The 26,118-nt window shown below is 71.5% G+C and carries 28 protein-coding genes; 11 read left to right on the plus strand and 17 right to left on the minus strand.

Annotated elements, in window-relative coordinates:
• Positions 1-84: 84 nt before the first annotated feature.
• Positions 85-546, plus strand: coding sequence for a hypothetical protein (locus ACZ55A_RS18885; RefSeq protein ID WP_468841159.1), 462 nt, complete (start codon positions 85-87; stop codon positions 544-546).
• Between the two features lie 303 nt (positions 547-849).
• Here the strand turns inward: ACZ55A_RS18885 and ACZ55A_RS18890 are convergent, their stop codons facing one another.
• The 4 genes from ACZ55A_RS18890 to ACZ55A_RS18905 form a co-directional block, all read right to left on the minus strand.
• The gene (locus ACZ55A_RS18890; protein ID WP_468841569.1) at positions 850-1,809 is read right to left on the minus strand and encodes an RNA polymerase sigma factor SigF; all 960 of its coding nucleotides are present in this window, start codon (positions 1,807-1,809) and stop codon (positions 850-852) included.
• A 43-nt stretch (positions 1,810-1,852) separates the two neighbouring features.
• Complete coding sequence (locus ACZ55A_RS18895; protein ID WP_003985353.1) at positions 1,853-2,266, minus strand: ATP-binding protein; 414 nt, start codon at positions 2,264-2,266, stop codon at positions 1,853-1,855.
• Positions 2,267-2,558: 292 nt separating this feature from the next.
• Positions 2,559-3,047, minus strand: coding sequence for a GNAT family N-acetyltransferase (locus tag ACZ55A_RS18900; protein WP_468841162.1), 489 nt, complete (start codon positions 3,045-3,047; stop codon positions 2,559-2,561).
• 41 nt (positions 3,048-3,088) lie between these two features.
• Positions 3,089-3,349, minus strand: coding sequence for a UBP-type zinc finger domain-containing protein (locus tag ACZ55A_RS18905; RefSeq protein ID WP_468841164.1), 261 nt, complete (start codon positions 3,347-3,349; stop codon positions 3,089-3,091).
• Between the two features lie 135 nt (positions 3,350-3,484).
• On the opposite strand from ACZ55A_RS18905, the gene ACZ55A_RS18910 reads away from it, so the two are divergent.
• Positions 3,485-5,086, plus strand: a complete 1,602-nt coding sequence (locus tag ACZ55A_RS18910) for a Na+/H+ antiporter (RefSeq protein WP_468841166.1) — start codon at positions 3,485-3,487, stop codon at positions 5,084-5,086.
• Positions 5,087-5,120: 34 nt separating this feature from the next.
• Here ACZ55A_RS18910 and ACZ55A_RS18915 read toward each other — a convergent pair whose 3' ends face one another.
• The 3 genes from ACZ55A_RS18915 to ACZ55A_RS18925 all read right to left on the minus strand — a co-directional run bounded on the left by ACZ55A_RS18915 (position 5,121) and on the right by ACZ55A_RS18925 (position 7,142).
• On the minus strand, positions 5,121-6,032 hold the full coding sequence (locus tag ACZ55A_RS18915) for a 1-aminocyclopropane-1-carboxylate deaminase/D-cysteine desulfhydrase (protein WP_468841168.1): 912 nt from the start codon (positions 6,030-6,032) through the stop codon (positions 5,121-5,123).
• A gap of 120 nt (positions 6,033-6,152) precedes the next feature.
• Positions 6,153-6,743: an N-acetylmuramoyl-L-alanine amidase gene (locus ACZ55A_RS18920; protein WP_468841170.1), complete on the minus strand. Its 591-nt coding sequence runs from the start codon at positions 6,741-6,743 to the stop codon at positions 6,153-6,155.
• 165 nt (positions 6,744-6,908) lie between these two features.
• Positions 6,909-7,142, minus strand: coding sequence for a hypothetical protein (locus ACZ55A_RS18925; RefSeq protein ID WP_468841172.1), 234 nt, complete (start codon positions 7,140-7,142; stop codon positions 6,909-6,911).
• 79 nt (positions 7,143-7,221) lie between these two features.
• On the opposite strand from ACZ55A_RS18925, the gene ACZ55A_RS18930 reads away from it, so the two are divergent.
• The 3 genes from ACZ55A_RS18930 to ACZ55A_RS18940 all read left to right on the plus strand — a co-directional run bounded on the left by ACZ55A_RS18930 (position 7,222) and on the right by ACZ55A_RS18940 (position 9,298).
• Positions 7,222-7,965 carry a helix-turn-helix domain-containing protein gene (locus tag ACZ55A_RS18930; RefSeq protein WP_468841174.1) on the plus strand — a complete coding sequence of 248 codons (744 nt, stop codon included), beginning with the start codon at positions 7,222-7,224 and terminating at the stop codon, positions 7,963-7,965.
• A 10-nt stretch (positions 7,966-7,975) separates the two neighbouring features.
• Positions 7,976-8,902 (plus strand): glutaminase, encoded by a 927-nt coding sequence (locus ACZ55A_RS18935; RefSeq protein WP_468841176.1) that lies wholly within the window; start codon positions 7,976-7,978, stop codon positions 8,900-8,902.
• A gap of 168 nt (positions 8,903-9,070) precedes the next feature.
• Positions 9,071-9,298 (plus strand): hypothetical protein, encoded by a 228-nt coding sequence (locus ACZ55A_RS18940; protein WP_468841178.1) that lies wholly within the window; start codon positions 9,071-9,073, stop codon positions 9,296-9,298.
• Here the strand turns inward: ACZ55A_RS18940 and ACZ55A_RS18945 are convergent.
• The 4 genes from ACZ55A_RS18945 to ACZ55A_RS18960 form a co-directional block, all read right to left on the minus strand.
• On the minus strand, positions 9,295-9,741 hold the full coding sequence (locus tag ACZ55A_RS18945) for a VOC family protein (RefSeq protein ID WP_468841180.1): 447 nt from the start codon (positions 9,739-9,741) through the stop codon (positions 9,295-9,297). The two genes, ACZ55A_RS18940 and ACZ55A_RS18945, sit on opposite strands and share 4 nt — an antisense overlap.
• Positions 9,742-9,814: 73 nt before the next feature.
• Positions 9,815-10,753 carry a beta-ketoacyl-ACP synthase III gene (locus tag ACZ55A_RS18950; RefSeq protein ID WP_468841182.1) on the minus strand — a complete coding sequence of 313 codons (939 nt, stop codon included), beginning with the start codon at positions 10,751-10,753 and terminating at the stop codon, positions 9,815-9,817.
• Between the two features lie 138 nt (positions 10,754-10,891).
• Positions 10,892-13,180: a heavy metal translocating P-type ATPase gene (locus ACZ55A_RS18955; RefSeq protein ID WP_468841183.1), complete on the minus strand. Its 2,289-nt coding sequence runs from the start codon at positions 13,178-13,180 to the stop codon at positions 10,892-10,894.
• A gap of 83 nt (positions 13,181-13,263) precedes the next feature.
• Positions 13,264-14,253 carry a helix-turn-helix transcriptional regulator gene (locus tag ACZ55A_RS18960; RefSeq protein WP_468841185.1) on the minus strand — a complete coding sequence of 330 codons (990 nt, stop codon included), beginning with the start codon at positions 14,251-14,253 and terminating at the stop codon, positions 13,264-13,266.
• 139 nt (positions 14,254-14,392) lie between these two features.
• Between ACZ55A_RS18960 and ACZ55A_RS18965 the strand changes: the two genes are divergently transcribed.
• Complete coding sequence (locus tag ACZ55A_RS18965; protein WP_468841187.1) at positions 14,393-15,916, plus strand: MFS transporter; 1,524 nt, start codon at positions 14,393-14,395, stop codon at positions 15,914-15,916.
• Between the two features lie 211 nt (positions 15,917-16,127).
• Entirely contained in the window at positions 16,128-17,213 is a 1,086-nt protein-coding gene (locus tag ACZ55A_RS18970) for a magnesium and cobalt transport protein CorA (RefSeq protein ID WP_468841571.1), read from the plus strand.
• Between the two features lie 271 nt (positions 17,214-17,484).
• Here the strand turns inward: ACZ55A_RS18970 and snpA are convergent, their stop codons facing one another.
• On the minus strand, positions 17,485-18,153 hold the full coding sequence (gene snpA / locus ACZ55A_RS18975; protein WP_468841189.1) for a snapalysin: 669 nt from the start codon (positions 18,151-18,153) through the stop codon (positions 17,485-17,487).
• Between the two features lie 194 nt (positions 18,154-18,347).
• Between snpA and ACZ55A_RS18980 the strand changes: the two genes are divergently transcribed.
• On the plus strand, positions 18,348-19,331 hold the full coding sequence (locus ACZ55A_RS18980; RefSeq protein ID WP_468841191.1) for a LysR family transcriptional regulator: 984 nt from the start codon (positions 18,348-18,350) through the stop codon (positions 19,329-19,331).
• A 23-nt stretch (positions 19,332-19,354) separates the two neighbouring features.
• On the opposite strand, the gene ACZ55A_RS18985 is transcribed toward ACZ55A_RS18980, so the two are convergent.
• Both ACZ55A_RS18985 and ACZ55A_RS18990 read right to left on the minus strand, forming a co-directional pair.
• Positions 19,355-20,638: an RNA polymerase sigma factor gene (locus tag ACZ55A_RS18985; RefSeq protein WP_468841193.1), complete on the minus strand. Its 1,284-nt coding sequence runs from the start codon at positions 20,636-20,638 to the stop codon at positions 19,355-19,357.
• A 78-nt stretch (positions 20,639-20,716) separates the two neighbouring features.
• Entirely contained in the window at positions 20,717-21,085 is a 369-nt protein-coding gene (locus ACZ55A_RS18990) for a YciI family protein (RefSeq protein ID WP_468841195.1), read from the minus strand.
• Between the two features lie 297 nt (positions 21,086-21,382).
• Between ACZ55A_RS18990 and ACZ55A_RS18995 the strand changes: the two genes are divergently transcribed.
• Entirely contained in the window at positions 21,383-22,657 is a 1,275-nt protein-coding gene (locus tag ACZ55A_RS18995) for a cation:proton antiporter (RefSeq protein ID WP_468841197.1), read from the plus strand.
• 214 nt (positions 22,658-22,871) lie between these two features.
• On the opposite strand, the gene ACZ55A_RS19000 is transcribed toward ACZ55A_RS18995, so the two are convergent.
• Positions 22,872-23,282 carry a cupredoxin domain-containing protein gene (locus ACZ55A_RS19000; RefSeq protein WP_468841199.1) on the minus strand — a complete coding sequence of 137 codons (411 nt, stop codon included), beginning with the start codon at positions 23,280-23,282 and terminating at the stop codon, positions 22,872-22,874.
• Between the two features lie 265 nt (positions 23,283-23,547).
• On the opposite strand from ACZ55A_RS19000, the gene ACZ55A_RS19005 reads away from it, so the two are divergent.
• Together ACZ55A_RS19005 and ACZ55A_RS19010 are read left to right on the plus strand one after the other, a co-directional pair.
• Positions 23,548-24,159: an iron transporter gene (locus tag ACZ55A_RS19005; protein WP_468841201.1), complete on the plus strand. Its 612-nt coding sequence runs from the start codon at positions 23,548-23,550 to the stop codon at positions 24,157-24,159.
• A 27-nt stretch (positions 24,160-24,186) separates the two neighbouring features.
• The gene (locus tag ACZ55A_RS19010) at positions 24,187-24,783 is read left to right on the plus strand and encodes a hypothetical protein (RefSeq protein ID WP_468841203.1); all 597 of its coding nucleotides are present in this window, start codon (positions 24,187-24,189) and stop codon (positions 24,781-24,783) included.
• Between the two features lie 157 nt (positions 24,784-24,940).
• On the opposite strand, the gene ACZ55A_RS19015 is transcribed toward ACZ55A_RS19010, so the two are convergent.
• Entirely contained in the window at positions 24,941-25,285 is a 345-nt protein-coding gene (locus tag ACZ55A_RS19015; protein ID WP_468841573.1) for a hypothetical protein, read from the minus strand.
• Between the two features lie 211 nt (positions 25,286-25,496).
• Positions 25,497-25,997, minus strand: a complete 501-nt coding sequence (locus tag ACZ55A_RS19020; protein WP_468841205.1) for a MepB family protein — start codon at positions 25,995-25,997, stop codon at positions 25,497-25,499.
• Between the last annotated feature and the right edge of the window lie 121 nt (positions 25,998-26,118).

A 26,118-nucleotide genomic window follows, 5' to 3' on the forward strand; every position in this document is an offset into this window, starting at 1 on the left:
ACCTACCTGCTGGTACCGGCCTCACGCCCCGTCCGGTTCCGGGGCATCCCCGGGCCTCCGGGGCGCCGGCGCTACCCTGCTGGGGTGAGCAGTCAGCAGAAGCAGTCCGCGAAGCGCGCCGCCGGCGCCCCCGCAGCGCCCGAGCCGGCCGGCCCCCGGCCCGCACGGCTGAGCGCCGCCGCCGCGCTCACCGCGGTCGAAGGGCTCGCCCTGGCCGCACTCGGTACGTACATGCTGATCATGGGGCTGGCCGGTTCACCGGACAGTCCGCAGCAGGCGGAGATGGGCGGGCTGACCGTGCTGGCGCTCGCGGTGCTGCCGCTGGTGGCGGCGCGCGGGCTGTGGCTGCGCCGCCGCTGGAGCCGGGGCCCGTCCCTGATCACCCAGATCGTGGCGCTGCCGGTGGCCTGGACGCTGGTCAACGGGGGCGGGCCGCTGATCGCGGCCGGGATCGCGCTGGCCGTGGCCGCGCTCGCGGTGCTCGTCCTGCTGGTCAACCCGACGGCCACCGAGGCGCTGGGCATCGGCCCGCGCGAGACGCCGTAGGCGAGGCCCGGTAGGCCCCCGTAGACCCGCTAGAGCCGGTAGGCCCCGTAGGGGAGGGGCGAACACATCCCGTAGGGGGTGCGGGCGCCCCCTACGGGGCCACAACAGGGCGGGGGTGGGCGGGTATTCCCGTGCGCCACTACGCGGGCCGGGACAGGACGGGATGGAACGGGACGGGTGCGGGCCGGGCTGGTATCCAGCCCCTCGCTTCTCGGCACGGTGCGGGCCGGGCCCGTTATTCCCGTGCCGGCCCGTATTCCGGTGTCGGCCCGTTGTTCCGGTGTGGGCCCGTAGCCCCGCCCGTCACTCCTCGACGAGGAGCTTGTCGCGTAGCTGGGCGAGTGTGCGTGCCAGCAGCCGGGAGACGTGCATCTGGGAGATGCCGACCTCCTGGGCGATCTGGGACTGGGTCATATTGCCGAAGAAGCGCAGCAGGAGGATCTTCTTCTCGCGCGGCGGCAGGTCCTCCAGCAGCGGCTTGAGGGATTCGCGGTACTCCACGCCCTCCAGCGCCTCGTCCTCGGCGCCGAGGGTGTCGGCGACCGCCGGGGACTCGTCGTCGGTGTCCGGGACGTCCAGGGAGAGCGTGCTGTACGCGTTGGCGGACTCCAGGCCCTCCAGGACCTCTTCCTCGGAGATCGCCAGATGCTCGGCCAGCTCATGGACCGTCGGCGCCCGGCCGTGCCGTTGGGAGAGCTCGGCGGTCGCCGTCGTCAGCGACAGCCGCAGCTCCTGGAGGCGGCGCGGGACGCGGACCGCCCAGCCCTTGTCGCGGAAGTGCCGTTTGATCTCGCCGACGACGGTGGGGGTGGCGTACGTGGAGAACTCCACCCCGCGCTCCGGGTCGAAGCGGTCCACCGACTTGATCAGACCGATGGTGGCGACCTGGGTCAGATCGTCCAGCGGCTCACCGCGGTTGCGGAAGCGCCGGGCCAGATGCTCGACGAGCGGGAGGTGCATGCGGACGAGGGTGTTGCGCAGCTCCGCGCGCTCCGCGGAGCCCTCGGGCAGCTTGCGCAGCTCGTGGAACATCGCCCGGGCGCCGCTGCGGTCCTGCGGCTCCTGGGAGTCCTGTGGTTCTGGCAGCTTGTTCTCGGGAGCCGGCGCACCGTGCTGCTGCGCCTGCTGCCCCTGCTGCTCGCTCTGGTCCATGTGGTCCGCCCGCTCTGCCTGCTCCGCCGCGTCCAACTGGCCGCCGTGGTCGTCTACGCCCATCGGATGCGGCCGGGCCTGCTGCTCGGGGATGGTCGCACTGGACGCCATCCGCCCGCCGCGTTCGAGATCTTTCACGGGGCCCCCTGTTCGGTCATGACGGTCCGGGACCGGCGCCGCGCTCCTTGTACAGACTGATGGTGACCGTACGGTCCTCGGCGACGGTGGAATCGACCTTGCCGGCCAGTGCGGAGAGCACCGTCCAGGCGAAGGTGTCGCGCTCCGGCGCGCGGCCGTCGGTCGTCGGGGCGGACACGGTCACCTGCAGTGCGTCGTCGATGAGACGGAAGACGCAGCTGAGCACACTGCCGGGGACGGCCTGTTGCAGCAGGATCGCGCAGGCCTCGTCGACCGCGATGCGCAGATCCTCGATCTCGTCGAGGGTGAAGTCCAAGCGGGCTGCGAGCCCGGCCGTGGCCGTACGCAGCACGGACAGGTAGGCACCCGCAGCGGGCAGACGGACTTCCACGAAGTCCTGAGTCCCGGGCTCGCCTGCGATCTGGGACACCCTCACCTCCAAGGTGGCACAAGCTGGTTGAGCTGGAATGCGCGATATTCGCGTGGTTCGGAATATTTCGCTCCGGTCCTTTCTCCCCTCGGATGAAAGGAGAACGATCCGGCGCTGCTCATGGTTCGGCTGTGACGCTATCGCGATCTGCGGGCCGGTGTCGCCCGGAAGGAGCACGACCGCTCCGCGGGCGCATTCCACCCCGAGGCCGCCGGGCACCTCCGCTGTCACTGATTGTAAAGCGACGGGTACGGACAGTGGCTAGGGGTGTGCACTGCCAAATCGAGGACGATTACGCTCCGTTGACGGGCGAGGCGGCCGCAAGGTTGTGCAGTGCCTCTCCAGTGAGCCGGAAGACGGTCCATTCGTCCATGGGCTGCGCGCCGATCGACTGGTAAAAACCGATGGACGGTTCATTCCAATCCAGGACTGACCACTCGAAACGCTCGTATCCGCGGCGTACGCAGATCTCCGCGAGCGCCGCGAGGAGCGCCTTGCCGTGGCCGCCGCCGCGCGCCGCGGGGCGTACGTAAAGATCCTCCAGATAGACACCGTGCGTGCCCGTCCAGGTGGAGAAGTTACGGAACCACAGGGCATAGCCCACCGGGGCGCCGTCCGCCTCGGCGATCAGTGCGAAGGCGGCCGGCTGCGGGCCGAAGAGGGCCTCCTTCAGCTGCGGCTCGGTGGCCTGGGCGGCCTCGGGGGCGCGTTCGTAGGCGGCCAGCTCGCCGATCATGGCGAGGATGGCGGGGACATCGTCGGGCGTCGCTTCGCGGATCATTCTTGAAGGCTAAACCGACACTGCCGAAGGTTTCATACCCCTCACACCAATTGCTGGTCGACGAAGCACCAGCGCCAGGAGTCACCCGGCTCGAACGTCCGCATCACGGGGTGGCCGGTCTCCGCGAAGTGCTCCGTCGCATGCCGGTAGGGCGAGGAGTCGCAGCAGCCGACATGGCCGCAGACCAGGCACAACCGCAGCTGTACGGGATGACTGCCGACCGCCAGGCACTCCGGACAGGTCGCGCTCAGCGGGGCCGGTTCGGCGCGCGGCAGTTCAGCAACGTGCGTGCACTCACTCATGCCGGATCCTCGCTTCCCTCGGCCCCGCATTCGCGAGGCGCGCACCTTTCCATGATTCGCTCGCTGCGCTCCCTCATGATGGCCAGGTTAGATCGCCGGGACGGTCGGCGGAGTTTACGGGGACGGGACGGGCCGATGGCTGTGATGCCGCTGTTTTTGCTGGTCGCGGGGAGCGCGGCGGTCGCGGGGCTGGCCCGCAGGACCCCCGTACCGGCGCCGCTGCTGCTGGTCGCCGCCGGACTCGCGGCGTCCACCGTCCCCGGGATCCCGGACTACACCCTCGATCCGCACATCGTGCTGCCGCTGGTGCTGCCCCCTCTGCTGCACACCGCGGCCCTGGACAGCTCGTATCTGGACCTGCGGGCCAATCTGCGTCCGGTGGCGCTGCTGTCGGTGGGGTACGTCCTGTTCGCGACGGTGGTGGTCGGCTGTGCGGCCTACCTCGTCATCCCGGACCTGCCGCTGCCCGCCGCGCTCGTCCTGGGCGCCGTCATCGCCCCGCCGGACGCCGTCGCGGCCACCGCGATCGCCCGCCGGCTCGGGCTGCCGCACCGGATCACCACGATTCTCCAGGGCGAATCGCTGGTCAACGACGCCACCGCGATCACCGCCTACAAGGTGGCGGTGGCCGCCGCCGTCGGCGTCGGTGCCACCTGGGGCGGCGGTCTCAAGGAGTTCGCCATCGCCTCGGTGGGCGGTATCGGCATCGGTCTCGTTCTGATGGTGCCGCTGCACTGGCTGCGGGTGCGGCTGAGGGAGTCCGCCCTCCTGGAGAACACCCTCTCCCTGCTCATCCCCTTCGTGGCCTACGCGGCGGCGGAGCAGTTCAAGGCCTCGGGGGTGCTCGCCGTCGTCGTGGTCGGCCTCTACCTGGGGCACCGCTCCTGGCAGGTCGACTTCGAGACCCGGCTCCAGGAGGAGGCCGTCTGGAAGATGATCTCGTTCGTCCTGGAGTCCGCGGTCTTCGCGCTGATCGGGCTTCAGCTGCCGGTCGTGGTGCGCGGCCTGGGACAGTTCAGCGAGACCGAGGCCCTGTGGTACGCGGCCGTGGTGTTCTTCGTCGTCGTTCTGGCCCGTTTCGTATGGGTCTTTCCCGCGACGTATCTGCCGCGTCTGCTGTCGGCGCGGATCCGTACCCGCGAGCCCGATACGAACTGGACCGCACCGGTCATCGTCGGCTGGGCCGGGATGCGCGGGGTGGTGTCGCTGGCCATCGCGTTCTCGATCCCCGCCACGGTGCCCGGCGGCGGCCCCTTCCCGGCCCGCAACCTGGTGCTGTTCCTGACCTTCACCACCGTCATCGCCACCCTCGTCGTCCAGGGCCTGACGCTGCCGGTGCTGATCCGCGCCCTGAAGCTGCCCGGCCGGGACGCGCGGGCCGAGACGCTGGCCGAGGCCCAGGCGCAGAACGAGGCCTCACGGGCCGCCGAGGAGCGCCTGGACGAACTGCTGCGGGACGAGCGCAACGCCCTGCCCGGGCCGCTCTCCGACCGTCTGCGCAGCGTCCTGGAGCGGCGCCGCAACTCCGTGTGGGAGCGGCTGGGCACGGTCAACGAGGTGACCGGCGAGTCCGCCGACGAGACCTACCGGCGCTTGGCCAGGGAGATGATCGACGCCGAGCGGCGGGTCTTCGTCAGGCTGCGCGACGCCCGGCGGATCGACGACGAGATGATGCGCACCCTGCTGCGCCGGCTGGACCTGGAGGAGGCGGCGGCGTACCGGGAGCGCGCGCTGTGACGTGAGGGGTCCCGGGGGCGGGAGCGCCGTTGTCTCACGGGGTGCCGGTGATGACGGCGGCCACCGTGCTGCCGGGCGGGAAGGCGCCCTCCTCGGCCAGCGTGGTCAGCCCGAACAGCAGCTTGGCGACGTAGATCCGCTCCAGTGCCAGCCCGTGCCGCCGCTCGAAGGCGTCCGCGAAGGCCTCCAGCTCCGGGGTGCGGCGGGCGTATCCGCCGCAGTGGAAACGGTCCTCCAGCCGCCAGTTGCCGTACACCGTGCCGAACGCCGCGCGTTGCAGGGCGCCGACCGTCCCATGGAGGAAGTGCGGGTGGCCGCCCTTGAGTACGGGGAAGCCGAGAGCCCGCTGGTCCGGGTCCAGCCCGGCGGCGAGACCGGCCACGGTGCCGCCGGTTCCGCAGGCCACCGCGACGGTGTCCGCGGCCCCGCGCAGCTCCCGGCCCAGCTCCGCACACCCCTGTGCGGCAAGGGGGTTGCTGCCGCCCTCCGGGAGGACGCGGAAGGCACCGAAACGGTCGTGCAGGGCGGCGAGCACGTCCGGGTCGTCCTTGCGGCGGTAGCGGGCCCGGTCGAGGAAGTGCAGCCGCATCCCGTCGGCGGCGCAGCGGGCCAGCGAGGCATTGAGCGGTGCCCCGGCCAGCTCGTCACCGCGGACCACGCCGATGGTGGTGAAGCCGAGCAGCCGGCCGGCCGCCGCGGTGGCCCGCAGATGGTTGGAGTACGCACCACCGAACGTCAGCAGCGTCCGCTCGCCCGCGGCGGCCGCGTCCCGCAGATTCGGCGCCAGCTTGCGCCACTTGTTGCCCGGCAGATCCGGGTGGATCAGATCGTCCCGCTTGAGCAGCAGCCGCACCCCACGCCGCGCGAAGGGCTCGTCCTCGATCTCCTGGAGGGGCGAGGGCAGCCGGGGGCGCAGGGTGGTGGCGAGGTCGACGGGCTGGTCCACCCCTCCATTGTCGCCGCCGCCGTCCTGGGAGAACGCCGGACCGCATCCCGTCCCGGGGACCGCGAGCGCACGGGGCGGTGGACCGAGGCACGCTCCGTCCGGACGGGCCCCGGGGGCCGTTCACTTCAGTTGTTCGGCGATCCGGGCGCGGAGGGCGGTCATGGTGAAGCCGCGGGGATCGACCTTGCCCGGTTGCCACTCCAGGTGGCCGATCACCGAGCGTTCGGTCCAGCGGTGGGCCCGGCACACCGCCGCGGCGGCCCTCGCCAGGGCGTCGAGCTGGGGCTCGGGCCAGGGGTCCTGGCCGTTGCCGAGGTTTTCGCACTCGAAGCCGTAGAAGGCCCGATTGCCGTCGGTGTCCTTCTCGTTGTCCGGGGGCAGTCGTTTCTCGGCGATCACCGCGCGCAGGACGTCACCGTCGCCGAGGCCCGCGTGATTGGCGCGGCCGTAGCCCACCAGATGCACCGTGCCGTCCTTGGTGATCACGCCATGGCACAGCGGGCCCGGCAGATCAGGCCGGCCGTCGTGGCAGAGCCGGACGGTGCGGTCGGCGCCGGAGGTCGCGGTGTGGTGCACCATGACGCCGTGCACCGGGCCCCACGGCCCCTTGCTGTTGCGGTTGTGCGTCTTCCAGCCGTCGACCCCGACGACCCGCAGCCCTTCGGACCTGAGCGCGGCGAGGAACCGATCGGCGGACAGCGGTACGGACATGGCCCACTCCGGTGTCTGCGCGGCGGCCGCAGGCCGCGTACCGCCTCCTGTCTCGCTTGTACGGGACGGTCCGGCGCCCGGCGTGGGGAACGGAATTAAACAGATCGGTTGTTCGGGGCCTGTGCGAGCGGTTTCGGCCGCCCGGAAACCCGGCGGCCGTGCGCGCTATCCGTGCAGGAACGCGTCGCCGTGCGCGTTGACATGCGCCTCCAGCGTATGGAGCGCGTCCTGGGTCGCCTCGGGCGAGCCGCTGCCGCGCCGCTCGGCGAGGTACGCGGCGCCCAGCTTTCTCAGCAGGTCGTTGCCGTGCCGCTGCTGCTGTACCTCGTCGACCTTCTGCTTGCCCGCTTCCAGCCCCTGCCGTGCCTGCTCCTTGGCGCGGTCGAGAAACCCTGACATGTGCCACCTCCATGAGGTCCGTGTCGTAAGGGATCAACGGCGCGGACGGCCGTGAGGTTCCCGTGCCAGGGTGGGGGACGTGGGTGAAGAGCGCGACACGGATGGGCCGGCCGGAGTAACGGGCGGGTACCGGGAGCGGACGTCGAGGCTGGCCGGCGCGGTGCTGTGGACCACCACCACGCGGCCCTCGGCGCGGCCGGTACTGCCCGACGGCTGCATGGATCTGATCTGGAGCCAGGGCCGGCTCCTGGTGGCGGGGCCGGACACCGGGCCGCAGTACCCCGAAGGCGTACCGCCCGGCACCCGCTACACCGGTGTGCGCTTCGCACCGGGCCAGGGCCCCGCCGTCCTCGGCGTACCGGCCCATGAACTGCGCGACCGGCGCGTGCCGTTGGCGGACCTGTGGCCCGCGGACCGGGTGCGGGAGGCGGCCGGGCGGGCGGCGGCGGCCGGAACGCCGGGTGGCATCGCCCGCGTGCTGGAGCAGACCGCGGCGGCCCGGCTGCGGCAGGCCGCCGCGCCGGACGGCCGGACCGCCGCCGTCGCCGCGGCGCTCGCCCGCGGCCGCCCGGTCGCCGAGGTCGCCGGGGCAGTAGCCCTGAGCGAACGCCAGCTGCACCGCCTCAGCCTGGATGCCTTCGGCTACGGCCCCAAGACCCTGACCCGTGTGCTCCGGCTGGTGCGCGCCCTCGGCCTGGCCCGCTCCGGGATGCCGTACGCCCAGGTCGCGGTCCGCGCCGGATACGCGGACCAGGCGCACCTCGCACGGGAGGTGAAGGCGCTGGCAGGGGCCCCGATGGGGCGGCTGCTCGCCTCGGGTTAGCGTGTCCGTCATGGACTACCAGGCCGTTCTCGAGGAGGTAGCGGCCCACGCCCGGCCGTTCGTGCGTCAGGGACAGGTCGCCGACTACATACCCGCGCTGGAGCGGGTGTCCGCGGACCGTTTCGGGATCGCGGTCGCCGACATCAACGGTGCGGTGTACGGCGTCGGCGACTGGGAGGTGCCGTTCTCCGTCCAGTCGATTTCCAAGACCTTCTCGCTGGCGCTGGTCATGGCCCAGAGCCCGGGGAACCAGGGCGACGACGGCATCTGGAAGCGGGTCGGCCGTGAGCCGTCCGGTACGCCGTTCAACTCGCTGGTCCAGCTGGAGGCGGAGAACGGCATCCCGCGCAACCCGTTCATCAACGCCGGTGCCCTGGTGGTCACCGACCGGCTGCAAACCCTCACCGGCGACGCCAGCACCTCCTTGCTGCACTTCCTGCGTGAGGAGAGCGGCAACCCGGACCTCGCCTTCGACCAGGCGGTGGCGGGATCCGAGGCCGAACACGGTGACCGCAACGCCGCACTGGCGCACTTCATGGCGTCCTTCGGCAATCTGGAGAACCCCGTCCCCAGCGTCATCGAGCACTACTTCTGGCAGTGCTCGATCGAGATGAGCTGCCGCGATCTGGCCGTCGCCGGGGGCTTCCTGGCCCGCCACGGGCTGCGCGCGGACGGCAGCCGGCTGCTGGAGGCCCGTGAGGCCAAGCGGATCAATGCGGTGATGCTGACCTGCGGGACGTACGACGCGGCCGGGGAGTTCGCCTACCGGGTCGGGCTGCCCGCCAAGAGCGGCGTCGGCGGCGGCATCATCGCCGTCATCCCCGGCCGCTGCACGCTGTGCGTCTGGAGCCCTGGCCTCGACGCCCGCGGCAACTCCGTGGCGGGCGCGGCGGCCCTGGACCACTTCACGACGTTGACCGGGTGGTCGGTGTTCTGACGCGGTGCGGGCGCGGGTTTTCCGGCCGGGGGTCCGGGGGTTGTCTCCCGGGGGATGCGGTACGACGTTGACCGGGTGGTCGGTGTTCTGAGCCCCCGGCAGAGGGGATCAGCTGGCGTTGTGGCCCCCGGGCGGCTGGCGCATCGTATGGGTAGGAGGTGCACCGCCATGGAGCACGAGATACGGGCCGAGTACGAGGAAGGCGTCCTGCCGCACAAGGACACGCCGGTCAAGCTCTGGCACATGACGCGGGTGGGCACCACCACGGCCATGTGCGGACGGGACCTCGCCCCGGCCGCCGCCACTCAGCCGGCCGACGCCTGGGGCGAAGCCGGCGCCAAGCCGTTCTGCCGCCTCTGTGGCGTGCTCTACCTGGGTGAGCACCCCGCCAGCTAGGCGGACGCGGCCTGCGCCTCTCCTTGGGGCAGCGGTGCGAACAGGTCCACGCCATGGCCGTCCGGGTCCTGTACGACGGCGTAGCGCTGGCCCCAGAAGGCGTCCCACGGCGGCTTCTCACCCGTATAGCCGGCGGCGGTGAGCTCCGCGTAGACCGCGTCGACACCGGCCGGGCCTTCGCACTCGAAGGCCAGGCCCGTGGGGACACCGCCCTGCGGCGGTGTCCAGTCCGGGTCGATGGCGCGGGCGGTGGCGTACGAGTCCCACATCAGGCGCAGGCCGCCGGGCAGCTGCGCCTCGGCGTGCGGGGCGGTGTCCGCTTCGGCGGGGATGTCCAGGCCCAGCCGGCGGTAGAAGGCGAGGGCGGCGGCCATGTCGGAGACGACGATGCCGATGGCCGCGAAGCGTGGTGTGGCGGATGTGGCAGGAGTGCTGGTTGTCATGTGGCGAGCGTAGGCAGCCGCGCGGGCCGCCGTCTTGAACGAATCGGACGCGGCCGGCCCGCCGTGCCCCGTCTCAGGGGCAGCGGATGACCTGGCCCGCGTAGGAGAGGTTGCCGCCGAAGGCGAACAGCAGTACCGGGTCGCCGGAGGCGATCTCGCGGCGCTCCACCAGCTTGGACAGGGCCAGCGGTACGGAGGCCGCGGAGGTGTTGCCGGAGTCGACGACGTCCTTGGCGACCACCGCGTTGACCGCGCCGAGCCGCTGCGCGACCGGCTCGATGATCCGCAGATTGGCCTGGTGGAGCACCACTCCCGCGAGATCGGCGGGGGTGATCCCGGAGCGCTCGCAGACCTTGCGGGCGATGGCCGGCAGCTGGGTCGTCGCCCAGCGGTAGACGGTCTGGCCCTCCTGGGCGAAGCGGGCCGGCTCGCCCTCGATCCGTACCGCGCCGCCCATCTGCGGCACCGAGCCCCACAGCACCGGACCGATGCCGGGCTCCTGGGCGGCGGAGACCACCGCGGCGCCGGCGCCGTCGCCGACCAGCACACAGGTCGTACGGTCCGTCCAGTCGACCACGTCGGTGAACTTCTCCGACCCGATGACCAGCGCGTTCGTCGCGGACCCGGCCCGGATGGCGTGGTCGGCGGTCGCCAGGGCGTGGGTGAAGCCGGAGCAGACGACGTTGATGTCCATCGTGGCGGGCGCGTCCAGCCCGAGCCGGGCGGCGACCCGGGCCGCGGCGTTGGGGCTGCGGTCGGTGGCCGTGCAGGTGGCGACCAGGACCAGGTCGATGTCCTGCGGGGCGAGGCCGCTGCCGGCCAGTGCCTTGGCCGCGGCGGCGGCCGCCATCGAGTCCACGGTCTCGTCCGGCGCGGCGACGTGCCGGGTACGGATGCCGACCCGGCTGCGGATCCAGGCGTCGTCGGTCTCGACGATCTTGGCGAGGTCTTCGTTGGTGAGCACGCCGGAGGGCTGGTAATGGCCGAGAGCCAGGATCCGTGACCCGGTCATGAGTTCCCCTGTACGTGGACGTCGGTGCCTCACCAGTCTCACCCGCCGGAGATGACCGGCGGGTGAGCGATCCGCCAATGTTCCGGCTCCAGAACTGGAGACAGGTGCCAGAACTGGGCAACCCCCTGACAGTGCGGGTCAGCCGCGTCCGTCCTGCTGGACCAACGCCTTGAAACGGCGCAGTCGCAGACTGTTGCCGACGACGAAGACCGAGGAGAAGGCCATCGCGGCCCCGGCGATCATCGGGTTGAGCAGTCCGGCGGCGGCCAGCGGCAGCGCCGCCACGTTGTAGCCGAACGCCCAGAACAGGTTGCCCCGGATGGTGCCGAGGGTGGCGCGGGCCAGCCGGATGGCGTCCGCGGCGGCGCGCAGATCGCCCCGTACGAGGGTGAGGTCGCCGGCCTCGATGGCGGCGTCGGTTCCGGTGCCCATCGCCAGGCCCAGATCGGCGCGGGCGAGCGCGGCGGCGTCGTTGACGCCGTCACCGACCATGGCGACCGAGCGGCCCTCGGCCTGGAGGCGGGCGACCACGGCGACCTTGTCCTCCGGCAGCACCTCGGCGATCACCTCGTCGATGCCGACCTCGGCCGCCACCGCCTCGGCGACGGCCTTGTTGTCGCCGGTCAGCAGCACCGGGGTCAGGCCCAGCGCGCGCAGGTGGCGCACCGCCTCGGCGCTGGTGGGCTTGACCGCGTCGGAGATGACCAGGACCGCCCGCGCCTTGCCGTCCCAGCCGACGGCCACCGCGGTACGGCCCTCGGCCTCGGCCGCGGCCTTGGCGGCGGCCAGGCCCGGCGGCAGGGGCTGGGTCCACTCGTTCAGCAGCTGCTCACGGCCCACCAGGACGGCGTGGCCCTCGACGACTCCCTGGACGCCCAGGCCGGGAACGTTCCTGAAGTCCTCGGGGACCGGCAGCGCGGCGCCGGTACGGGCCTCGGCGCCGGCGGCGACGGCCCGGGCGACGGGGTGCTCGGAGGCGTGCTCCAGCGCCCCGGCCAGCCGCAGCACCTCCGCCTCCTCGACGCCCTCGGCGACATGGACGCCGGTCAGCGTCATCACGCCGGTGGTGACCGTGCCGGTCTTGTCCAGGACGATGGTGTCGGCCTTACGGGTCGACTCCAGCACCTCGGGCCCCTTGAGCAGGATGCCGAGCTGGGCGCCCCGGCCGGTACCGACCATCAGAGCGGTCGGGGTGGCCAGGCCCAGGGCGCACGGGCAGGCGATGATCAGCACGGCGACGGCGGCGGTGAAGGCGGCCACCGCACCCGCGCCGGTGGCGAGCCAGTAGCCCAGGGTGCCCAGGGCGAGCGCGATCACGGCCGGGACGAACACCGCGGAGATCCGGTCGGCGAGCCGCTGCGCCGCGGCCTTCCCGTTCTGCGCGTCCTCGACCAGCCGCGCCATCCGGGCGAGCTGGGTGTCCGCGCCGACCCGGGTGGCCTCGACCACCAGCCGGCCGCCCGCGTTGACGGTGGCTCCGGTGACGGTGTCGCCGGGGGAGACCTCCACGGGGACGGACTCGCCGGTGAGCATCGACGCGTCCACGGCGGAGGAGCCCTCGACCACCGTGCCGTCGGTGGCGATCTTCTCCCCGGGGCGCACCACGAACCGGTCGCCGACGCTCAACGCATCGGTGGGGACGCGGATTTCGCGCCCGTCGCGCAGCACCGCGACGTCCTTGGCGCCCAGCTCCAGCAGCGCCCGCAGGGCCGCGCCCGCCTTCCGCTTGGAGCGTGCCTCGAAGTAGCGGCCGGCCAGGATGAAGGCGGTGACGCCGGCCGCGGCCTCCAGGTAGATGGCGCTGCCGCCGTCGGTGCGGGCGAGGGTGAGCTCGAAGGGGTGGGTCATCCCCGGCATGCCCGCGGTGCCGAAGAACAGCGCCCATACGGACCAGCCGAGCGCCGCGAGGGTGCCCATCGAGATCAGGGTGTCCATCGTGGCGGCGCCGTGCCGCAGATTCGTCCAGGCGGCCTTGTGGAACGGCCAGGCCCCGTACGCCACCACCGGGGCGGCCAGGGTCAGCGACAGCCACTGCCAGTTGGTGAACTGGAGCGGCGGCACCATCGCCATCAGGACGACCGGGACGGCGAGGGCGAGCGAGACCAGCAGCCGCTGCCGGAGCGGGGCGAGGGCGTCGCCGGCCCCGTCCGGGCCCTCGGCGCCTGGGCTCTCCGGCGCCGGTGCGGCCGCCGGCGGCTCGGGGACCTGGGCGGTGTAGCCGGTCTTCTCGACGGTGGCGATCAGGTCCGCGGTGCCGACGCCGCTGCCCGCCGCGATGGCCACCTGCGCCTTCTCGGTGGCGTAGTTGACGGTGGCGGTGACGCCCTCCATGCGGTTGAGCTTCTTCTCGATGCGGGCGGCGCACGAGGCGCAGGTCATCCCGCCGATCTCCAGCTCGACGCCGTGCTCTCCGATCGCGGTGGTCATCAGGGCTCCTCGGTCTGCTGCGACGGCATGCGCCAAGTAGCGCATTCCCCAGGAGAAACCATATACCCCCTAGGGGTATTCCGTCAGGGAGTGCTCTGTGCGGCCCCGTACGCGTCGCCGCCCGCCGCGCGGGTCACCCGCCGGCCCATCGCCCGCAGATACGCCACCAGCTCGGGCGGCCCCTGCACCGTGAACTCGCGTCCCAGCATCGTCAGCCGCACCGCCAGCCACTCCAGCGCATCGGGGGAGCTGTGCCAGCGGCAGGACGCCTCGTCGAGCGGTTCGACCTCGCCCGCCGCCCCGCCCAGCCGGGCCGCCACCTCGGCGGCCGGTGCGTACACCGTCGCCACCGCCCGGTGGGCCGTGGCCGGGCCCTGCATCCGCGCCCGGACGTAGGCGGCCGCGTCGGCGGCGGGCAGCTCGCGCGGCGGGGTCCGTACGCCGGTGGGGAACGGCTCGGTCAGCCGGTCCACCCGGAAGATCCGCCAGTCCTCGCGGTCGTTGTCGTACGCCACCAGGTACCAGCGCCGCCCCGCCGCCACCAGCCGGTGCGGCTCCACCAGGCGCTTGGTGCGGGCGCCGGCGCCCGACCGATATGCGAAGCGCAGCCGCTCGTGGTTGGTGACGGCGGCGGCGAGCACGGTCAGATGCTCCGGGTCGACGGTCGGGCCGTCGCCGGCCGGCATCGGGACGGTGGCCGTCCCGAGCGTGCCCACCCGCCGCCGCAACCGGGCCGGCAGTACCTGTTCGAGCTTCGCCAGCGCCCGTACGGACGCCTCCTCGATGCCCTCGATGGTGTGGCCGGCCGCCGAACGCAGCCCGACCGCGATGGCCACCGCCTCCTCGTCGTCCAGCAGCAGCGGCGGCATCGCGGTGCCCGCGGCCAGCCGGTAGCCGCCCTCCGCGCCCCTCGTGGCGTGCACCGGATACCCCAGCTCCCGCAGCCGCTCGACATCGCGGCGGATGGTCCGGGAGGTGACCCGCAGCCGCTGGGCCAGCTCACTGCCCGGCCATTCGCGCGGGGTCTGCAACAGGGACAGCAGATTCAGCAGTCGTGCCGATGTCTCGCTCATGGGACCGATGATGCCCCTCCCAATAGGACCGGTCCTGTCCTATAGCGCTCCTAACGTCAGGGACGGCAGAGAGCCGCCGGCGTCCTGAACCGCCGGCGCCGCGCGCCATGACGCACCGACCAGAGCCCCGGGAGACCGCATGACCACCACCACCGTCCCGACCGCCCCCGACGCGGCCGGCCGCAGACGCTGGATCGCGCTCGCCGTCGTCCTCACGGCCGGCTTCATGGACCTGGTCGATGCGACCATCGTCAACATCGCGCTGCCCAGCATCCGGCAGGACACCGGCGCCGGCTTCAGCGCCCTCCAGTGGGTCACCGCCGGCTACGCCCTCGCCTTCGCCCTCGGCCTGATCACCGGCGGCCGGCTCGGCGACATCTACGGCCGCAAGCGGCTCTTCCTGCTCGGGATGGCCGGCTTCACCCTGGCCTCCGCCCTCTGCGGCCTCGCCGCGACCCCGGGGGTGCTGGTCGGCGCGCGGGTGCTCCAGGGCGCGATGGCGGCGCTGATGGTGCCCCAGGTGCTGGCGATCATCCATGTCAGCTTCCCCGCCGAGGAACGCGGCAAGGTCTTCGGGATGTTCGGTGCGGTGATGGGCCTCGGTGCGGTCTGCGGCCCGCTGATCGGCGCCCTGCTCACGGAGGGCAACCTCTTCGGCCTGGAATGGCGCCCGATCTTCCTGATCAACCTGCCGGTCGGCATCGCCGGCATCCTGCTCGGCCGCCACTTCATCACCGAGTCCCGGTCCCCTCAGGCGCTGCGCCTCGACCTCGTCGGTACCGCGCTGGCCACCGTGGGCCTGCTGATGCTGCTCTACCCGCTCACCCAGGGGCAGGAGTCCGGCTGGCCGCTGTGGGGCTTTGTGTCGATGGCCGCGAGCCCGCTGGTCCTGGCGCTCTTCGTCCGCTACGAGCACCTCAAGGCCCGCAAGGACGGCTCCCCGCTCGTCGAGCTCTCCCTCCTCAAGATCAGGACCTTTGCGGCGGGCGCCGGCGTCCAGCTGACGTTCGGTGCGGTCGGCGGCCTCTTCTTCCTCATCTGGACGCTCCATATGCAGCTGGGTCTGGGCTGGAGCGCGCTGCACGCCGGACTGACCGGGGTGCCGTTCTCGCTGGCCTGCTCGGCCGCGGCCGGGATATCCGTCCAGAAGCTGGTGCCGCGCTTCGGACGCAAGGTGATGCAGGCCGGCGCGCTGATCATGCTGGCGGGTGCGCTGCTCTACCTCGAGGAGGCGGGGCGTCACGGCACCGCGCTGACGTCCTGGCAGATGGTGCCGGCCATGGTGCTGCTGGGCGCAGGGATGGGGCTGATCGTCGCCCCGATCACCGATGCGGCGATCTCCGATGTGCCGGCCGCGCACTCCGGCTCGGCGTCCGGCATCTTCAACACCACCCGCCAGCTGGGCATGGCGCTGGGCCTGGGCCTGTCGTCGGTGGCCTTCTTCGGGGTCGCCGACGGCACGGGGGAGGCGGGCGGCGCCGCGCGGGGGACCTCGTTCGTCGACGCCACCACCCATGCCCTGTGGTGGGTCTCGGCCGGCCTGGTCCTCGTCTTCGGCCTGCTGTTCCTGCTGCCGCGCCGGGCCCGTACGCAGCACACGGCGGAGCGCCCGGCGGCGGACGACGGGGCCGGGTCGGAACCGCAGCCGGCGCTGGCCGGCTGAGCCACGGACGGCGGCGAGCACCTGCCCAGGGTGCGGGCCGGCGAAGTCCTGGCGGGCTCCACGGAGTTGACGGCCGGCACGGTCACGGTGGGGCCGCAGGCCCGGGGGCGGCCGGCTCCGGCGGGCGGCCCGGGCCGTGGCCGGCCGGGTAAAAACGCCCCCTCCGGCATACCGTCCGCGGGCCGTCGCGGGCCATACTGGCCGGGTGTCGATGATCAGCAACCTCCGCAAGGCCGTCCGGCTGCCGCAGCCGCGCACCCGGGGTGTCGACCTCAGCCACCCGGCCCGTTCGCCGCTGGGCACCGCCGTGGTGAACTGCGCGGTGTACGTGGACGGTGTGCGGCAGAACGGCAACCACCCCGCCGATGTGGCGATACGGCAGGTCCGCAGATCCGGCCGGGGATTTGTCTGGATCGGGCTGCATGAGCCGTCCGAGAGGGAATTCTCCGGAATTGTCGAGCTGTTCGGGCTGCATCCGCTCGCCGTCGAGGACGCGGTCCACGCCCACCAGCGGCCCAAGCTGGAGCACTACGACGATGCGCTGTTCACGGTCTTCAAGACGGTCCGCTACGTCGAGCACGACCGTCTCACCGACACCAGCGAAGTCGTCGAGACCGGCGAGATCATGGTCTTCACCGGCACCGACTATGTGATCACGGTGCGGCACGGCGGACACGGCTCACTGGGACCGCTGCGCGAGCACCTGGAGTCCGAGCCCGAGCAGCTGTCGCTCGGTCCGTCCGCCGTACTGCACGCCATCGCCGACCTCGTCGTGGACGACTATCTCGACGTCACCGCCGCCGTCCAGGACGACATCGACGACGTCGAGAGCGAGGTCTTCTCGGTACGCGGCAGCGTCGGGGCCGGCCGGATCTACCAGCTCAAACGCGAACTGCTCGAACTCAAGCGGGCGGTGGCCCCCTTGGACCGGCCGATGCAGGAGCTGGCCACCCGGCCGATGCGGCAGCTCGACCCCCGGATCAAAACGTACTTCCGGGACGTCGCCGACCATCTCGACCGGGTCACCGAGCAGATCACCGCCTTCGACGAACTGCTCAACTCGATACTCCAGGCCCATCTCGCCCAGGTCACCGTCGCCCAGAACGAGGACATGCGCAAGATCAGCGCCTGGGTGGCGATCCTCGCCGTACCGACCATGATCTGCGGGGTGTACGGCATGAACTTCGAGCACATGCCGGAGAAGCACTGGACCTTCGGCTACCCGCTGGTGATGGCGGTGATCGTGACCCTGTGCTGGACGATCCACCGCGGCTTCAAACGGAACGGCTGGCTCTAGGACCGAGCCGGGGGGCGTCTTCGCGGCCACACGAAAGCGGTGGGGCTCGGGAGGAGCCCCACCGCGTGGGCGGCGCAGGATGCGAGGGCTGGTGGGGATACGAGGGCCGGCCGCCAGGTTCCGGCACTCGTCAGCCCCAGGCCGTATGCGGACCGATGGTAGTCAGCCAGCTCCGGACCGCGGGCCACCGCCGAACTCGTGATGCAGCAACTGCTTCATGTGCATCGTGGTGGAGAAGGTGTGAGGTACGGGGAGTGTCCTGACGGCGCTGTCAGGACGCCTTGCCGAAGTGGACGCCCTTCAGGCCGTTGGCCCACAGCTCTTCCACCTTGGCGCGCTCGTTCTCGTCCGGCTGGCTGTTCTGGCAGGACGTGCCGGGGCCGCCGCCGGACATCAGCTCGCTGCACGGGCCCTCGTAGTGGTCCGGCAGGCCCAGCACATGGCCGGTTTCGTGCGCGGTGACGCGGGTCGAGTTGTACTCCTGGTTCTGCTGGTAGTCGAGGAAGACGAAGCCCTTGCCGTGGCCGTCGGTGCTGGCGTACGACCCGTTCGGGTCGTTGCCTTCCTTGTACTGGAAGTCGCCGCCGCTGCCTTCCTGCAACTGGACATTCTTGACGGCGCTGTTCCAGATCGACGCGCTCTCGGCTATCTGGCTCTTGAACGTGGGGGCCGCGCTGGCGTCATAGGTGACGGTGACCGAGGCCGCGTTCGGATGGGCCTTCATCTTGGCCCGGGCCGACTTGATCACGGCTTCGAAGAACGCCTTGGTGTTGGCCTTCTCGGCCGCCGAGCCGTTGTACGCCGCGATCGAAGCCGGGGTGCTGTGAGAGGAGTGAGTGGCGGAGGAGGGGGTAACTGCGGATACCGGCGCCGCGCCTGCGAGCGCGGCGACGAGGCCCAGACCGAGCGCTGCCGACAGCGCCGTCCGAGGAGATCTCATGTGGGGGGCTCCTTAATCTCCGAGGGCCGTACGGTCGCCGTGTGGGGCGGCGACCGGGGCCCTGCGGATTTCTTGGTGCCGTTGAGTCTGGACGGAGTTCACCCGGAAGACGGAGATGCCAAGTGGCGATAGCGTCAGCCAATACCCCTCGGAAAAAGGCGAGTTCCGACGGGTTTGGGAGTCTGGTGTGACGGATGCCCGGTCGTTATGCTCCCGACGTGGAGCTCGAGGTAAGGCATCTTCGCGCATTGTGCGCCATCGCGGACTCCGGCAGCGTACGCAAGGCGGCCCGGCAGCTCGGCATGACTCAGCCTTCCCTGACGACCCAGCTCCACCGCATCGAGAAGGCCCTCGGTGGCCAGCTCTTCTTCCGTGAGCCGACCGGCAGCCGACCCACCCCGCTGGGGCACTCGGTGCTGTGCCGGGCCCGGCCGATAGTGGCCGAAATGCGGGCGCTTCTTGACGAAGTTGCCTCTGCCTCACAGCGCGAACAGGGCGCCCGGCTGCACATCGGCAGCACCAACAGCCCCGCCGTCGCCGGCTGGCTGCGCCGGCTACGGGTGCGGCTGCCGGAGACGGATACCACGATAAGGACCGATGTGTCCGCCAATGCCCTGTTGCACATGGTGGCCACGGGGCAGCTCGACGCCGCGTTCGTGCACGAGGTCGAGGGCGCGCCGCTGCGTGTGCCCGACGGACTGGTCGAACATGAATTGATCGCCAGGGAACCGCAGTTCATCGCGCTGGCGGAGACCCACCCGGCGGCCGCCCAGGAGATCGTCCGGGTCGCCGACCTCGCCGACGACCACTGGATGGTCGACCCGACCGTGGACGGCGAATGGGCCGGTTTGCGCCGGATCTGGGCCGCGGCCGGTATCAACCCCCGGGTGGCGCACGGCGATTACCTCACCACGGTGGATCTGGTCACGGCCGGTGAGGTGGTCACCCCGTGCCAGCCGACCGCCCGCGCCCGGCCCGGGATGGCGATCCGCCCGCTCTACGGCGACCCGCTGGCCGTACGGCTCTTCATGGCCTGCCGCCAGGAGGGCACCCCGGCCGCCTCCCCGGACGAGCTCTTCGCCGATCTGACCGCCTCGTACATGGAGATCGCCTGGGCGAGCGACGCGTACCGGGCCTGGCTCGTCCGCCATGACGGGCCGCTGCCGGTGGCCACGTAGGGCCCGGTTTCGGACGACCGGCCCTACGAGCCGGGCCGCTGCTCCAAGGCCCGCTGCTCCAACAGCGTCCGCTCGCGGGCATTGCGGGTCAGGGCGGCCGCCCGCAGAAACTCCTCCCTGGCCTCCGCCGCCCGCCCCAGCCGGGCCAGCAGATCGCCCCGTACGCTCGGCAGCAGATGGTATCCGGCCAGCGCCGGCTCCGCCGCCAGCGCGTCGACGACGGCCAGCCCCTGCTCGGCCCCGAACGCCATGCCCACCGCGACCGCCCGGTTGAGTTCCACCACCGGCGACGGCGCGACCTGCGCCAGCGCCCCGTACAGCACCGCGATCCGCGGCCAGTCCGTCTCCTGCGCGGTGCGCGCCCGGGCGTGGCAGGCGGCGATCGCGGCCTGGAGGGCGTACGGGCCGACCGTTCCGCCCAGCTCCTCGGCGCGGGCGAGCGCGGCCAGTCCCCGGCGGATCAGCAGCCGGTCCCAGCGCGCGCGGTTCTGCTCCAGCAGCAGCACCGGCTCCCCGGCAGGGCCGGTCCGCGCGGCCGACCGCGAGGCCTGGATCTCCATCAGCGCCACCAGCCCGTGCGCCTCGGGCTCCTGCGGCAGCAGCCCGGCCACCATCCGGCCCAGCCGCAGCGCGTCCTCACACAGGGCCGGCCGCATCCAGTCGTCCCCGGCCGTGGCCGCGTACCCCTCGTTGAAGACCAGGTAGATCACTTCGAGCACCGACGACAGCCGCTCGCCGAGCTCGTCCCGGCCCGGCACCTCGAACGGCACCCGCGCCTCGGCGAGCCGCTTCTTCGCCCGGACGATCCTCTGCTGCACGGTCGCCTCGGACACCAGGAAGGCCCGCGCGATCTCATCGGTCCGCAGCCCGCCCACCAGCCGGAGGGTCAGTGCGACCCGGGCCTGGGTGGACAGCACCGGATGGCAGGCGATGAAGACCAGCCGCAGCAGATCGTCCTCGATCTCCGCACCGTCCACCACCCGCTCGAAATCGGCCTCCGCCCAGCCGGGTTCGCCCTCCGCCTCCCGCCCCAGCACCTCGACCTTCCGCGCCAGCCGCTCCTGTCTGCGCAGCAGGTCGACCGCGCGGTTCCTGGCGGTGGCCATCAGCCAGGCACCCGGGTTGTCCGGGACACCGGTTTTCGGCCATCGCTCCAGCGCGGCCACCAGGGCGTCCTGCGCCAGCTCCTCGGCGAGCCCCACATCCCGTACGATCCGCGTCAGCCCGGCGATCAGCCGGGCCGATTCGATCCGGAACACCGCCTCGACCGCGCGATGCGCCTCACCGTTTGCCGCTCCAGCCGTCACGGCCACCCATCAGAGCAGCCGGGCCCCGCCGCGGCAATCCACCACCACGGACGAGGCCCCGGCCGGCGCACCGCTGCGTCACGCATCCGCCCCCGGCGGCTCCTCCACCTGCCGGATCTCGGACGTCAGCGTCCACTCGTCGCCGTGCACCCGCAGGAACCGCTTCGCCCATTCGACGGCCTCCTCCTTCGATGCGGCCTGGATGAGGGCGTAGCCGCCGATGACCTCCTTGGCCTCGGTGAACGGCCCGTCGGTCGCGGTGATCTTCCCGCCCGAGAGATGCAGCCGGGTGGCCTGCGCGCTCGGTGTGAGCCCGGCGGTGTCCAGCAGCACCCCGGCCTTGGTCATCTCGTCGAGCAGCTTGCCCATCTCCGCGATCAGCTCCGGGCTGGGCCCGCCGGCCGGCACCGCGTTCTCGTCGATCTTGAGCAGCATCATGAAACGCATGACGGTCTCCTTCTGGCTCTGTCTGTCTCTGTTCGTCCGTATGACCGGGACGGAATCAGTGGCCTGAACCGGCCGCTGACCGGTGGCTCGAATCCGCCCCCTTACTTACGCGACGAACGGCCGGCACCGGGATCGACACCACGAACGGACATTTTTTTTCTCCCGCTTTCCTTCCGGAGCCCTCCGCTCGGCCAACCGTGTGAAAGGCGCCGTCCCGGGCTATGGACAGCGGTCCGGGGGCGCGGGCATGGCGGAGGGTTGGGGGCTCGATCGTGGTGGGCCAAGCCTGGAGACCCTGTGGACGGCACCTCTTCCCTCGTCCTGTTGCTGCTGTTCGCATGGTGTCTGTGCGCACGGCGGATGGAGCGCTTCGAACTCACCGCTCCGGTCGCCTTCGTGCTGGCGGGCCTGCTGCTCGCCGAGGGCACAGGGGTCCTCGACCTCGCCCTCCCGCACGAGACGGTCAAGGTGCTCGCGGAGATCACCCTGGTGTGGGTGCTCTTCACCGACGCCGCACGGCTCTCCTTCCGGGCCCTGCGGCCGGAACTCGGCCTCTGCGTACGGCTGCTGGGGATCGGACTGCCGCTGTGCGTGGGTCTCGGCACACTGCTCGCGGCGGTCCTGCTCCCCGGGGTCTCGGGGTGGGCCGCCCTGTACGTCGGGGCCGCGCTGGCACCGACGGATGCCGCGCTGGGCGCCACCATGATGGTCAACCCCGAGGTCCCGTCGCGGGTCCGCCGGATCATCAATGTGGAGAGCGGCCTCAACGACGGCATCGCGACGCCGCTGGTGGTGCTCGCCCTGGCCGGTGTCTCCGCGGCCGAGGGCGCCACCGGCCCGGACGCCCCCGGTCACGCCGTGGTGCAGCTCATGGTCGGTGCGGCGTACGGCATTGCGCTGGGGCTGGCCGCCGGATGGCTGCTGCGGACCACGCTGCGCGCCGGCTGGGCGGCCGAGGACTTCGCCGGGGCGGGCGTGCTGGCCCTGGCCCTCCTCGGCTACACCTCCGCCCTCGCGATCGGCGGGAACGGTTTTGTCGCCGCCTTCGTCGCCGGGCTGGCCTTCGGCACTGTGCACGGCGCACCGCCGCGGGTGCTGCTCTACGCGGAGCAGTCCGGGGCGCTGCTCTCCGTACTGGTGTGGCTGGTCTTCGGCGCCCTCCTGCTCCCGGAGGTGTGGGCCCACCTCACCTGGCAGGCCGTGCTCTACGCCGTGCTGAGCCTGACGGTGGTCCGGATGCTGCCGGTGGCGCTGTCCCTGGCCGGAAGCGGACTGGACCTGCGGACCGTGCTGTTCGTGGGATGGTTCGGCCCCCGCGGACTGGCCTCGGTCATCTTCGGACTGCTCGCGGTCGAGCAGCTGACCGGCCCCGGCCGTCGGGCGCTCGTCCCGGTGGTCGGCTGCACCGTCCTCCTCAGCGTCCTCGCCCACGGCCTCACCTCCGCGCCCCTGGCGAAGCGTTACGGCAGGGCGGCGGCCGCCGGCGCGGGCCCGCGGGGCGCGGTGGCGCCGGAACTGCCCGTCAGGGGAATGGCGGCGGGCGGTATGCACCGGGCCCGCAAAGCCCGGTGACACCGAGCGCTGACGCGCGACGAAGGCCATCAGGATCCAGACCCGCCCCATGACCGAAGAGGAAAAGACGACGCGGTGCGGCAACGCGAGCCCCGGCCACGGCAGTCGGCGCACCGTGCGGTGACCGCCTGACACACCAGCCCCAGGTCTGTGACCTGGGGGCTTCTGGCATGGAGCGGGTGACGGGAACCGAGTCGGCGCTGTGTTCTCGCGGTCAGCCGTGGTCCTTCTTCGCCGTCACGGCGAAGTCGCCCCGGATGCCGTTGCCGGCCATTCCGGGCTTGCAGGCGGTGGTGTAGGAGCCGGGCTTGGTGATCTTCACGGTCATGGTGCGGGAGGTGCCGGGGCCGATGCCCTCGACCTCGCTGACCACTTTGTGGTCCGGGCTGTAGAGGTAGAACTCGGTGATCCTGCCACCCTTGTTGGCGACCTCGAAGCTGATGGACCCGGTTGGTGCGGAGGTCCGGGAGAGCTTGCAGGCGTCATCGGTGGACTCGACCGTGATGGCTCCCCGCTTCCCGCCGCTGTTGTGGCCGCTGTTCTTCTCGGCGCACGCGGCCAGCAGGGCGAGGGGGCTGACGGTGAGCAGGGCAAGGGTGGTGGATCGGGTCACGCGAGAGGTCACGACGGGCTCCAGAGGGGCATACGGGGGACGGGCAGCGCGCAGCTTAGGCGAGGGACAGGCCTGGGTGTCCAGATACTTATCCTTCCGCTGCCGCTCGAACGGGCTGGTCGGCCTGTCGACGGTGTGTCAACTTGCCTTCTGACTAAGGGAGTCCCTTCGGCGGCGTCGGATGTGCGAGCAATGTCCGTAATGCGAGAGGGGTTGACTCGCGCACGACAGCTCTTTAGGTTCGCCTTACCTTACTTCCTACCGAAGGTTTTCAGCCATGCCTAGGTCCTCGCTGCGTTCGCTCGCCCTCGCCGTCCCGCTGGCCCTCGCCCTGACGGCTTGCGGCGGCGCCGATTCCGGCAAGGCCGAGAAGGCGCCCGCCAAGGGTCAGGCGAAGGAGACCGCACCGGCCGGCGTGGCGCACCAGCACACCGTGCTGGAGGCGGAGATCGCGGCCAAGGGCGGCGAGGTCAAGGCCGGCGAGTACCGCATCGGCTACATCGTCGAGGCGGCCGAGCCGTGGTTCCACGGCGAGCACGGCGAGCACGGGAAGCTGGTCCACCGTGAGCCGGCCAAGGGCGAGACCCACCACATCGAGATCATCCCGATGGAGGCCAAGACCGGCCGCATCGTCCCGGATGTGCCGATCCGCCTCGAAGTCGTCGACAGCAAGGGCAAGGTCGTCCAGGCCCAGGACCTGAACTTCTACTACGCCGAGTTCTTCCACTACGCCAACAACTTCTCCATCCCCAAGGGCGGCAAGTACACCCTGCGGGCCACCCTGGAGCGGCCGACGTTCCTGCGGCACGGCGGCAGCGGTGAGAAGCCCCCGCTCAGCGAGAAGACCACCGCGACGTTCCGCAATGTGGAACTCACCTCGGAGAACTGACCGGTGGCCCCAACCTCCAATCTGCCGGTGGCCGCTCCGCGGCCCCGGCACACCGGGGCACCCGGGTGGGCCGCGTCCGGCGACGGCGCCGCAGCCGGTGCCGCCCCGCCCACCCCGGCCTGGGCACTCGTCGCCCTGGGAGTTCTGAGCTGCGCCACCCTTGCGGCCGCCTGCTGGGTTGCCGGCCATGTGCACGCCGACCCGTCGCTCCAGATGGCCGCTCGCTTTCTGCATCTCGTGGCGCTTGTCGTCGGGCTGGGCTCCGTGCTCGCCGTCGACTGGTTCGCCCTCCTGTGGTTGCTCGGACGGCGTCGGCTGGCCGACGTCCTGCGTACCGCCTGCACGCTTCAGGTCCCCATCTGGCTGGGGCTGGCCGGCCTGGTCGTCACCGGCCTGTTCCTCCGCCCGGACCTGGGGTCGCCGCTGACCGCCGTCAAGTTGGGGCTCGTGCTGGCCATCACCCTCAATGGTCTGTACGCCCATCGGCTCGGGCAGCGCCTCGAACTGTGCGGCAACGCCCGGGTGTCCCGCCCCCTGCGCATCCGGTCCGGTATCGCTGCCGCCGTAAGCCAGCTCGGCTGGTGGGGCGCCAGCCTGATCGGCTTCCTCAACGGCCACTCCTGACCGCTCCTGAGGGCGGTCATCCTTCGGCGCGGGCGGGGCCGACGCGCACCGTCAGCCGTACCGCGCTGCTCGTGAGGCCCGCGATGTTCCGCAGACTCCATAAAGAATCCGGTCACGGGCCTCACCGGCGTATATGACGCACTCGGCCGGAATGCGGTCAGAGGCGGCGTACCCGTGCAGCGATCCCATGGCCGAGCAAGAGGTAAATCACCGCGGGCAGGCCGTAATTGAGAAATACCCGCAGACCTTCGGTCTCCATGGTGAAGATGTCCTGGGACCAGCCGGCGAGCCAGTCGGCCATACCGTGCACAAAGCCGACGAAGGCATTTCCCTGGTTGGCCTCGAGCAGGTACAGCAGGATCCACAGGCCCAGAAAGCCTGCGGCAATGTCCGCGACCGTATGGATGATCAAGGCCGTCCGGTGCGCTCCGGAGCCGTCCCGGCGGGGCCTTTGGGTGTCCCGGTTTTGGCTGTAAGGGCCGTAGGTGTCGCTTACGGGCATGGGTTCATGAGGGCTGTTCATGCCCCCCTGCTTGCCTCGCCCGAGGGCGCGAAACCTTTCTCAAACCTGCGATTGCATATCGGTTCGGGCCACGGCCGGAACGGTGCCTTTGCTGCAAAAATCGATGCCCGGACTTCACCTGGAATTCTTACCCGTACCGGTGTGAACACCGAACTCTCACATTCTGGTTCGGCACATCCGGCGGTTCGCCTCAGGGGTGGTAGAGCGCGCGGACGCGGTCCGGGTCGGCCGGGCCGGTGGCGGGAAGGGGCAGGAAGTAGCGCACCTGCCACTCCTGGGTGGTGCGGGCCTGGCGGCTGGTCGTGGTCACCCACGGCGGGTAGACGCGGAAGCCCCGCTTCCCGCCGGCGCCGTCGCGCGAGAGGATGCCCCGCACGCCCAGCGCCTCGCGCGGAAAGACGAAGTGCCCGTAGCAGTTACCTTCGCGGCTGCTGATGACGAAGAGGTCGACCGGGTCCTCGACGCCGAACGGCCGGATCGGGCCGCCACCGTGGGGCCGCTGCCACAGCGTGACGAACTGGCCCACCTTCGTCGGGGTGGTCTTTGCCACCCGGAACCTGACGGCCAGGCCGTCCAGGGTGAACGTATGCGCCCCGTACTCGGCGCTCTCCGCCTCGGGCACCGGCCGCGAGCAGACAAAGCCGCCCGGTTCGTACACCGCAGCCTGGGCCGCGCGAAGCTCGTCGTGCATCCCGTCATCATTCCACTCCCGCCGGCACCCGCCTCCAGCAGGCCGGAGGCCGAGGCCCGGCCGGAGCTTCGAGCCCGGCGGGCTGCCGCGCGCACCGGTGGCCGGGCGAAGAAGACCGCAC

This window comes from Streptomyces sp. NPDC034111 (assembly GCF_055575375.1).

Bases quoted from the DNA above. Each gene is read 5' to 3' on its own strand.
- ACZ55A_RS18890 (WP_468841569.1), bottom strand. From the start codon at position 1,809: ATGGCGTCCAGTGCGACCATCCCCGAGCAGCAGGCCCGGCCGCATCCG.
- ACZ55A_RS18900 (WP_468841162.1), bottom strand. From the start codon at position 3,047: ATGATCCGCGAAGCGACGCCCGACGATGTCCCCGCCATCCTCGCCATG.
- ACZ55A_RS18905 (WP_468841164.1), bottom strand. From the start codon at position 3,349: ATGAGTGAGTGCACGCACGTTGCTGAACTGCCGCGCGCCGAACCGGCC.
- ACZ55A_RS18910 (WP_468841166.1), top strand. From the start codon at position 3,485: ATGGCTGTGATGCCGCTGTTTTTGCTGGTCGCGGGGAGCGCGGCGGTC.
- ACZ55A_RS18920 (WP_468841170.1), bottom strand. From the start codon at position 6,743: ATGTCCGTACCGCTGTCCGCCGATCGGTTCCTCGCCGCGCTCAGGTCC.
- ACZ55A_RS18925 (WP_468841172.1), bottom strand. From the start codon at position 7,142: ATGTCAGGGTTTCTCGACCGCGCCAAGGAGCAGGCACGGCAGGGGCTG.
- ACZ55A_RS18935 (WP_468841176.1), top strand. From the start codon at position 7,976: ATGGACTACCAGGCCGTTCTCGAGGAGGTAGCGGCCCACGCCCGGCCG.
- ACZ55A_RS18940 (WP_468841178.1), top strand. From the start codon at position 9,071: ATGGAGCACGAGATACGGGCCGAGTACGAGGAAGGCGTCCTGCCGCAC.
- ACZ55A_RS18945 (WP_468841180.1), bottom strand. From the start codon at position 9,741: ATGACAACCAGCACTCCTGCCACATCCGCCACACCACGCTTCGCGGCC.
- ACZ55A_RS18950 (WP_468841182.1), bottom strand. From the start codon at position 10,753: ATGACCGGGTCACGGATCCTGGCTCTCGGCCATTACCAGCCCTCCGGC.
- ACZ55A_RS18955 (WP_468841183.1), bottom strand. From the start codon at position 13,180: ATGACCACCGCGATCGGAGAGCACGGCGTCGAGCTGGAGATCGGCGGG.
- ACZ55A_RS18960 (WP_468841185.1), bottom strand. From the start codon at position 14,253: ATGAGCGAGACATCGGCACGACTGCTGAATCTGCTGTCCCTGTTGCAG.
- ACZ55A_RS18965 (WP_468841187.1), top strand. From the start codon at position 14,393: ATGACCACCACCACCGTCCCGACCGCCCCCGACGCGGCCGGCCGCAGA.
- ACZ55A_RS18970 (WP_468841571.1), top strand. From the start codon at position 16,128: ATGATCAGCAACCTCCGCAAGGCCGTCCGGCTGCCGCAGCCGCGCACC.
- snpA (WP_468841189.1), bottom strand. From the start codon at position 18,153: ATGAGATCTCCTCGGACGGCGCTGTCGGCAGCGCTCGGTCTGGGCCTC.
- ACZ55A_RS18980 (WP_468841191.1), top strand. From the start codon at position 18,348: ATGCCCGGTCGTTATGCTCCCGACGTGGAGCTCGAGGTAAGGCATCTT.
- ACZ55A_RS18990 (WP_468841195.1), bottom strand. From the start codon at position 21,085: ATGCGTTTCATGATGCTGCTCAAGATCGACGAGAACGCGGTGCCGGCC.
- ACZ55A_RS19005 (WP_468841201.1), top strand. From the start codon at position 23,548: ATGCCTAGGTCCTCGCTGCGTTCGCTCGCCCTCGCCGTCCCGCTGGCC.
- ACZ55A_RS19015 (WP_468841573.1), bottom strand. From the start codon at position 25,285: ATGCCCGTAAGCGACACCTACGGCCCTTACAGCCAAAACCGGGACACC.
- ACZ55A_RS19020 (WP_468841205.1), bottom strand. From the start codon at position 25,997: ATGCACGACGAGCTTCGCGCGGCCCAGGCTGCGGTGTACGAACCGGGC.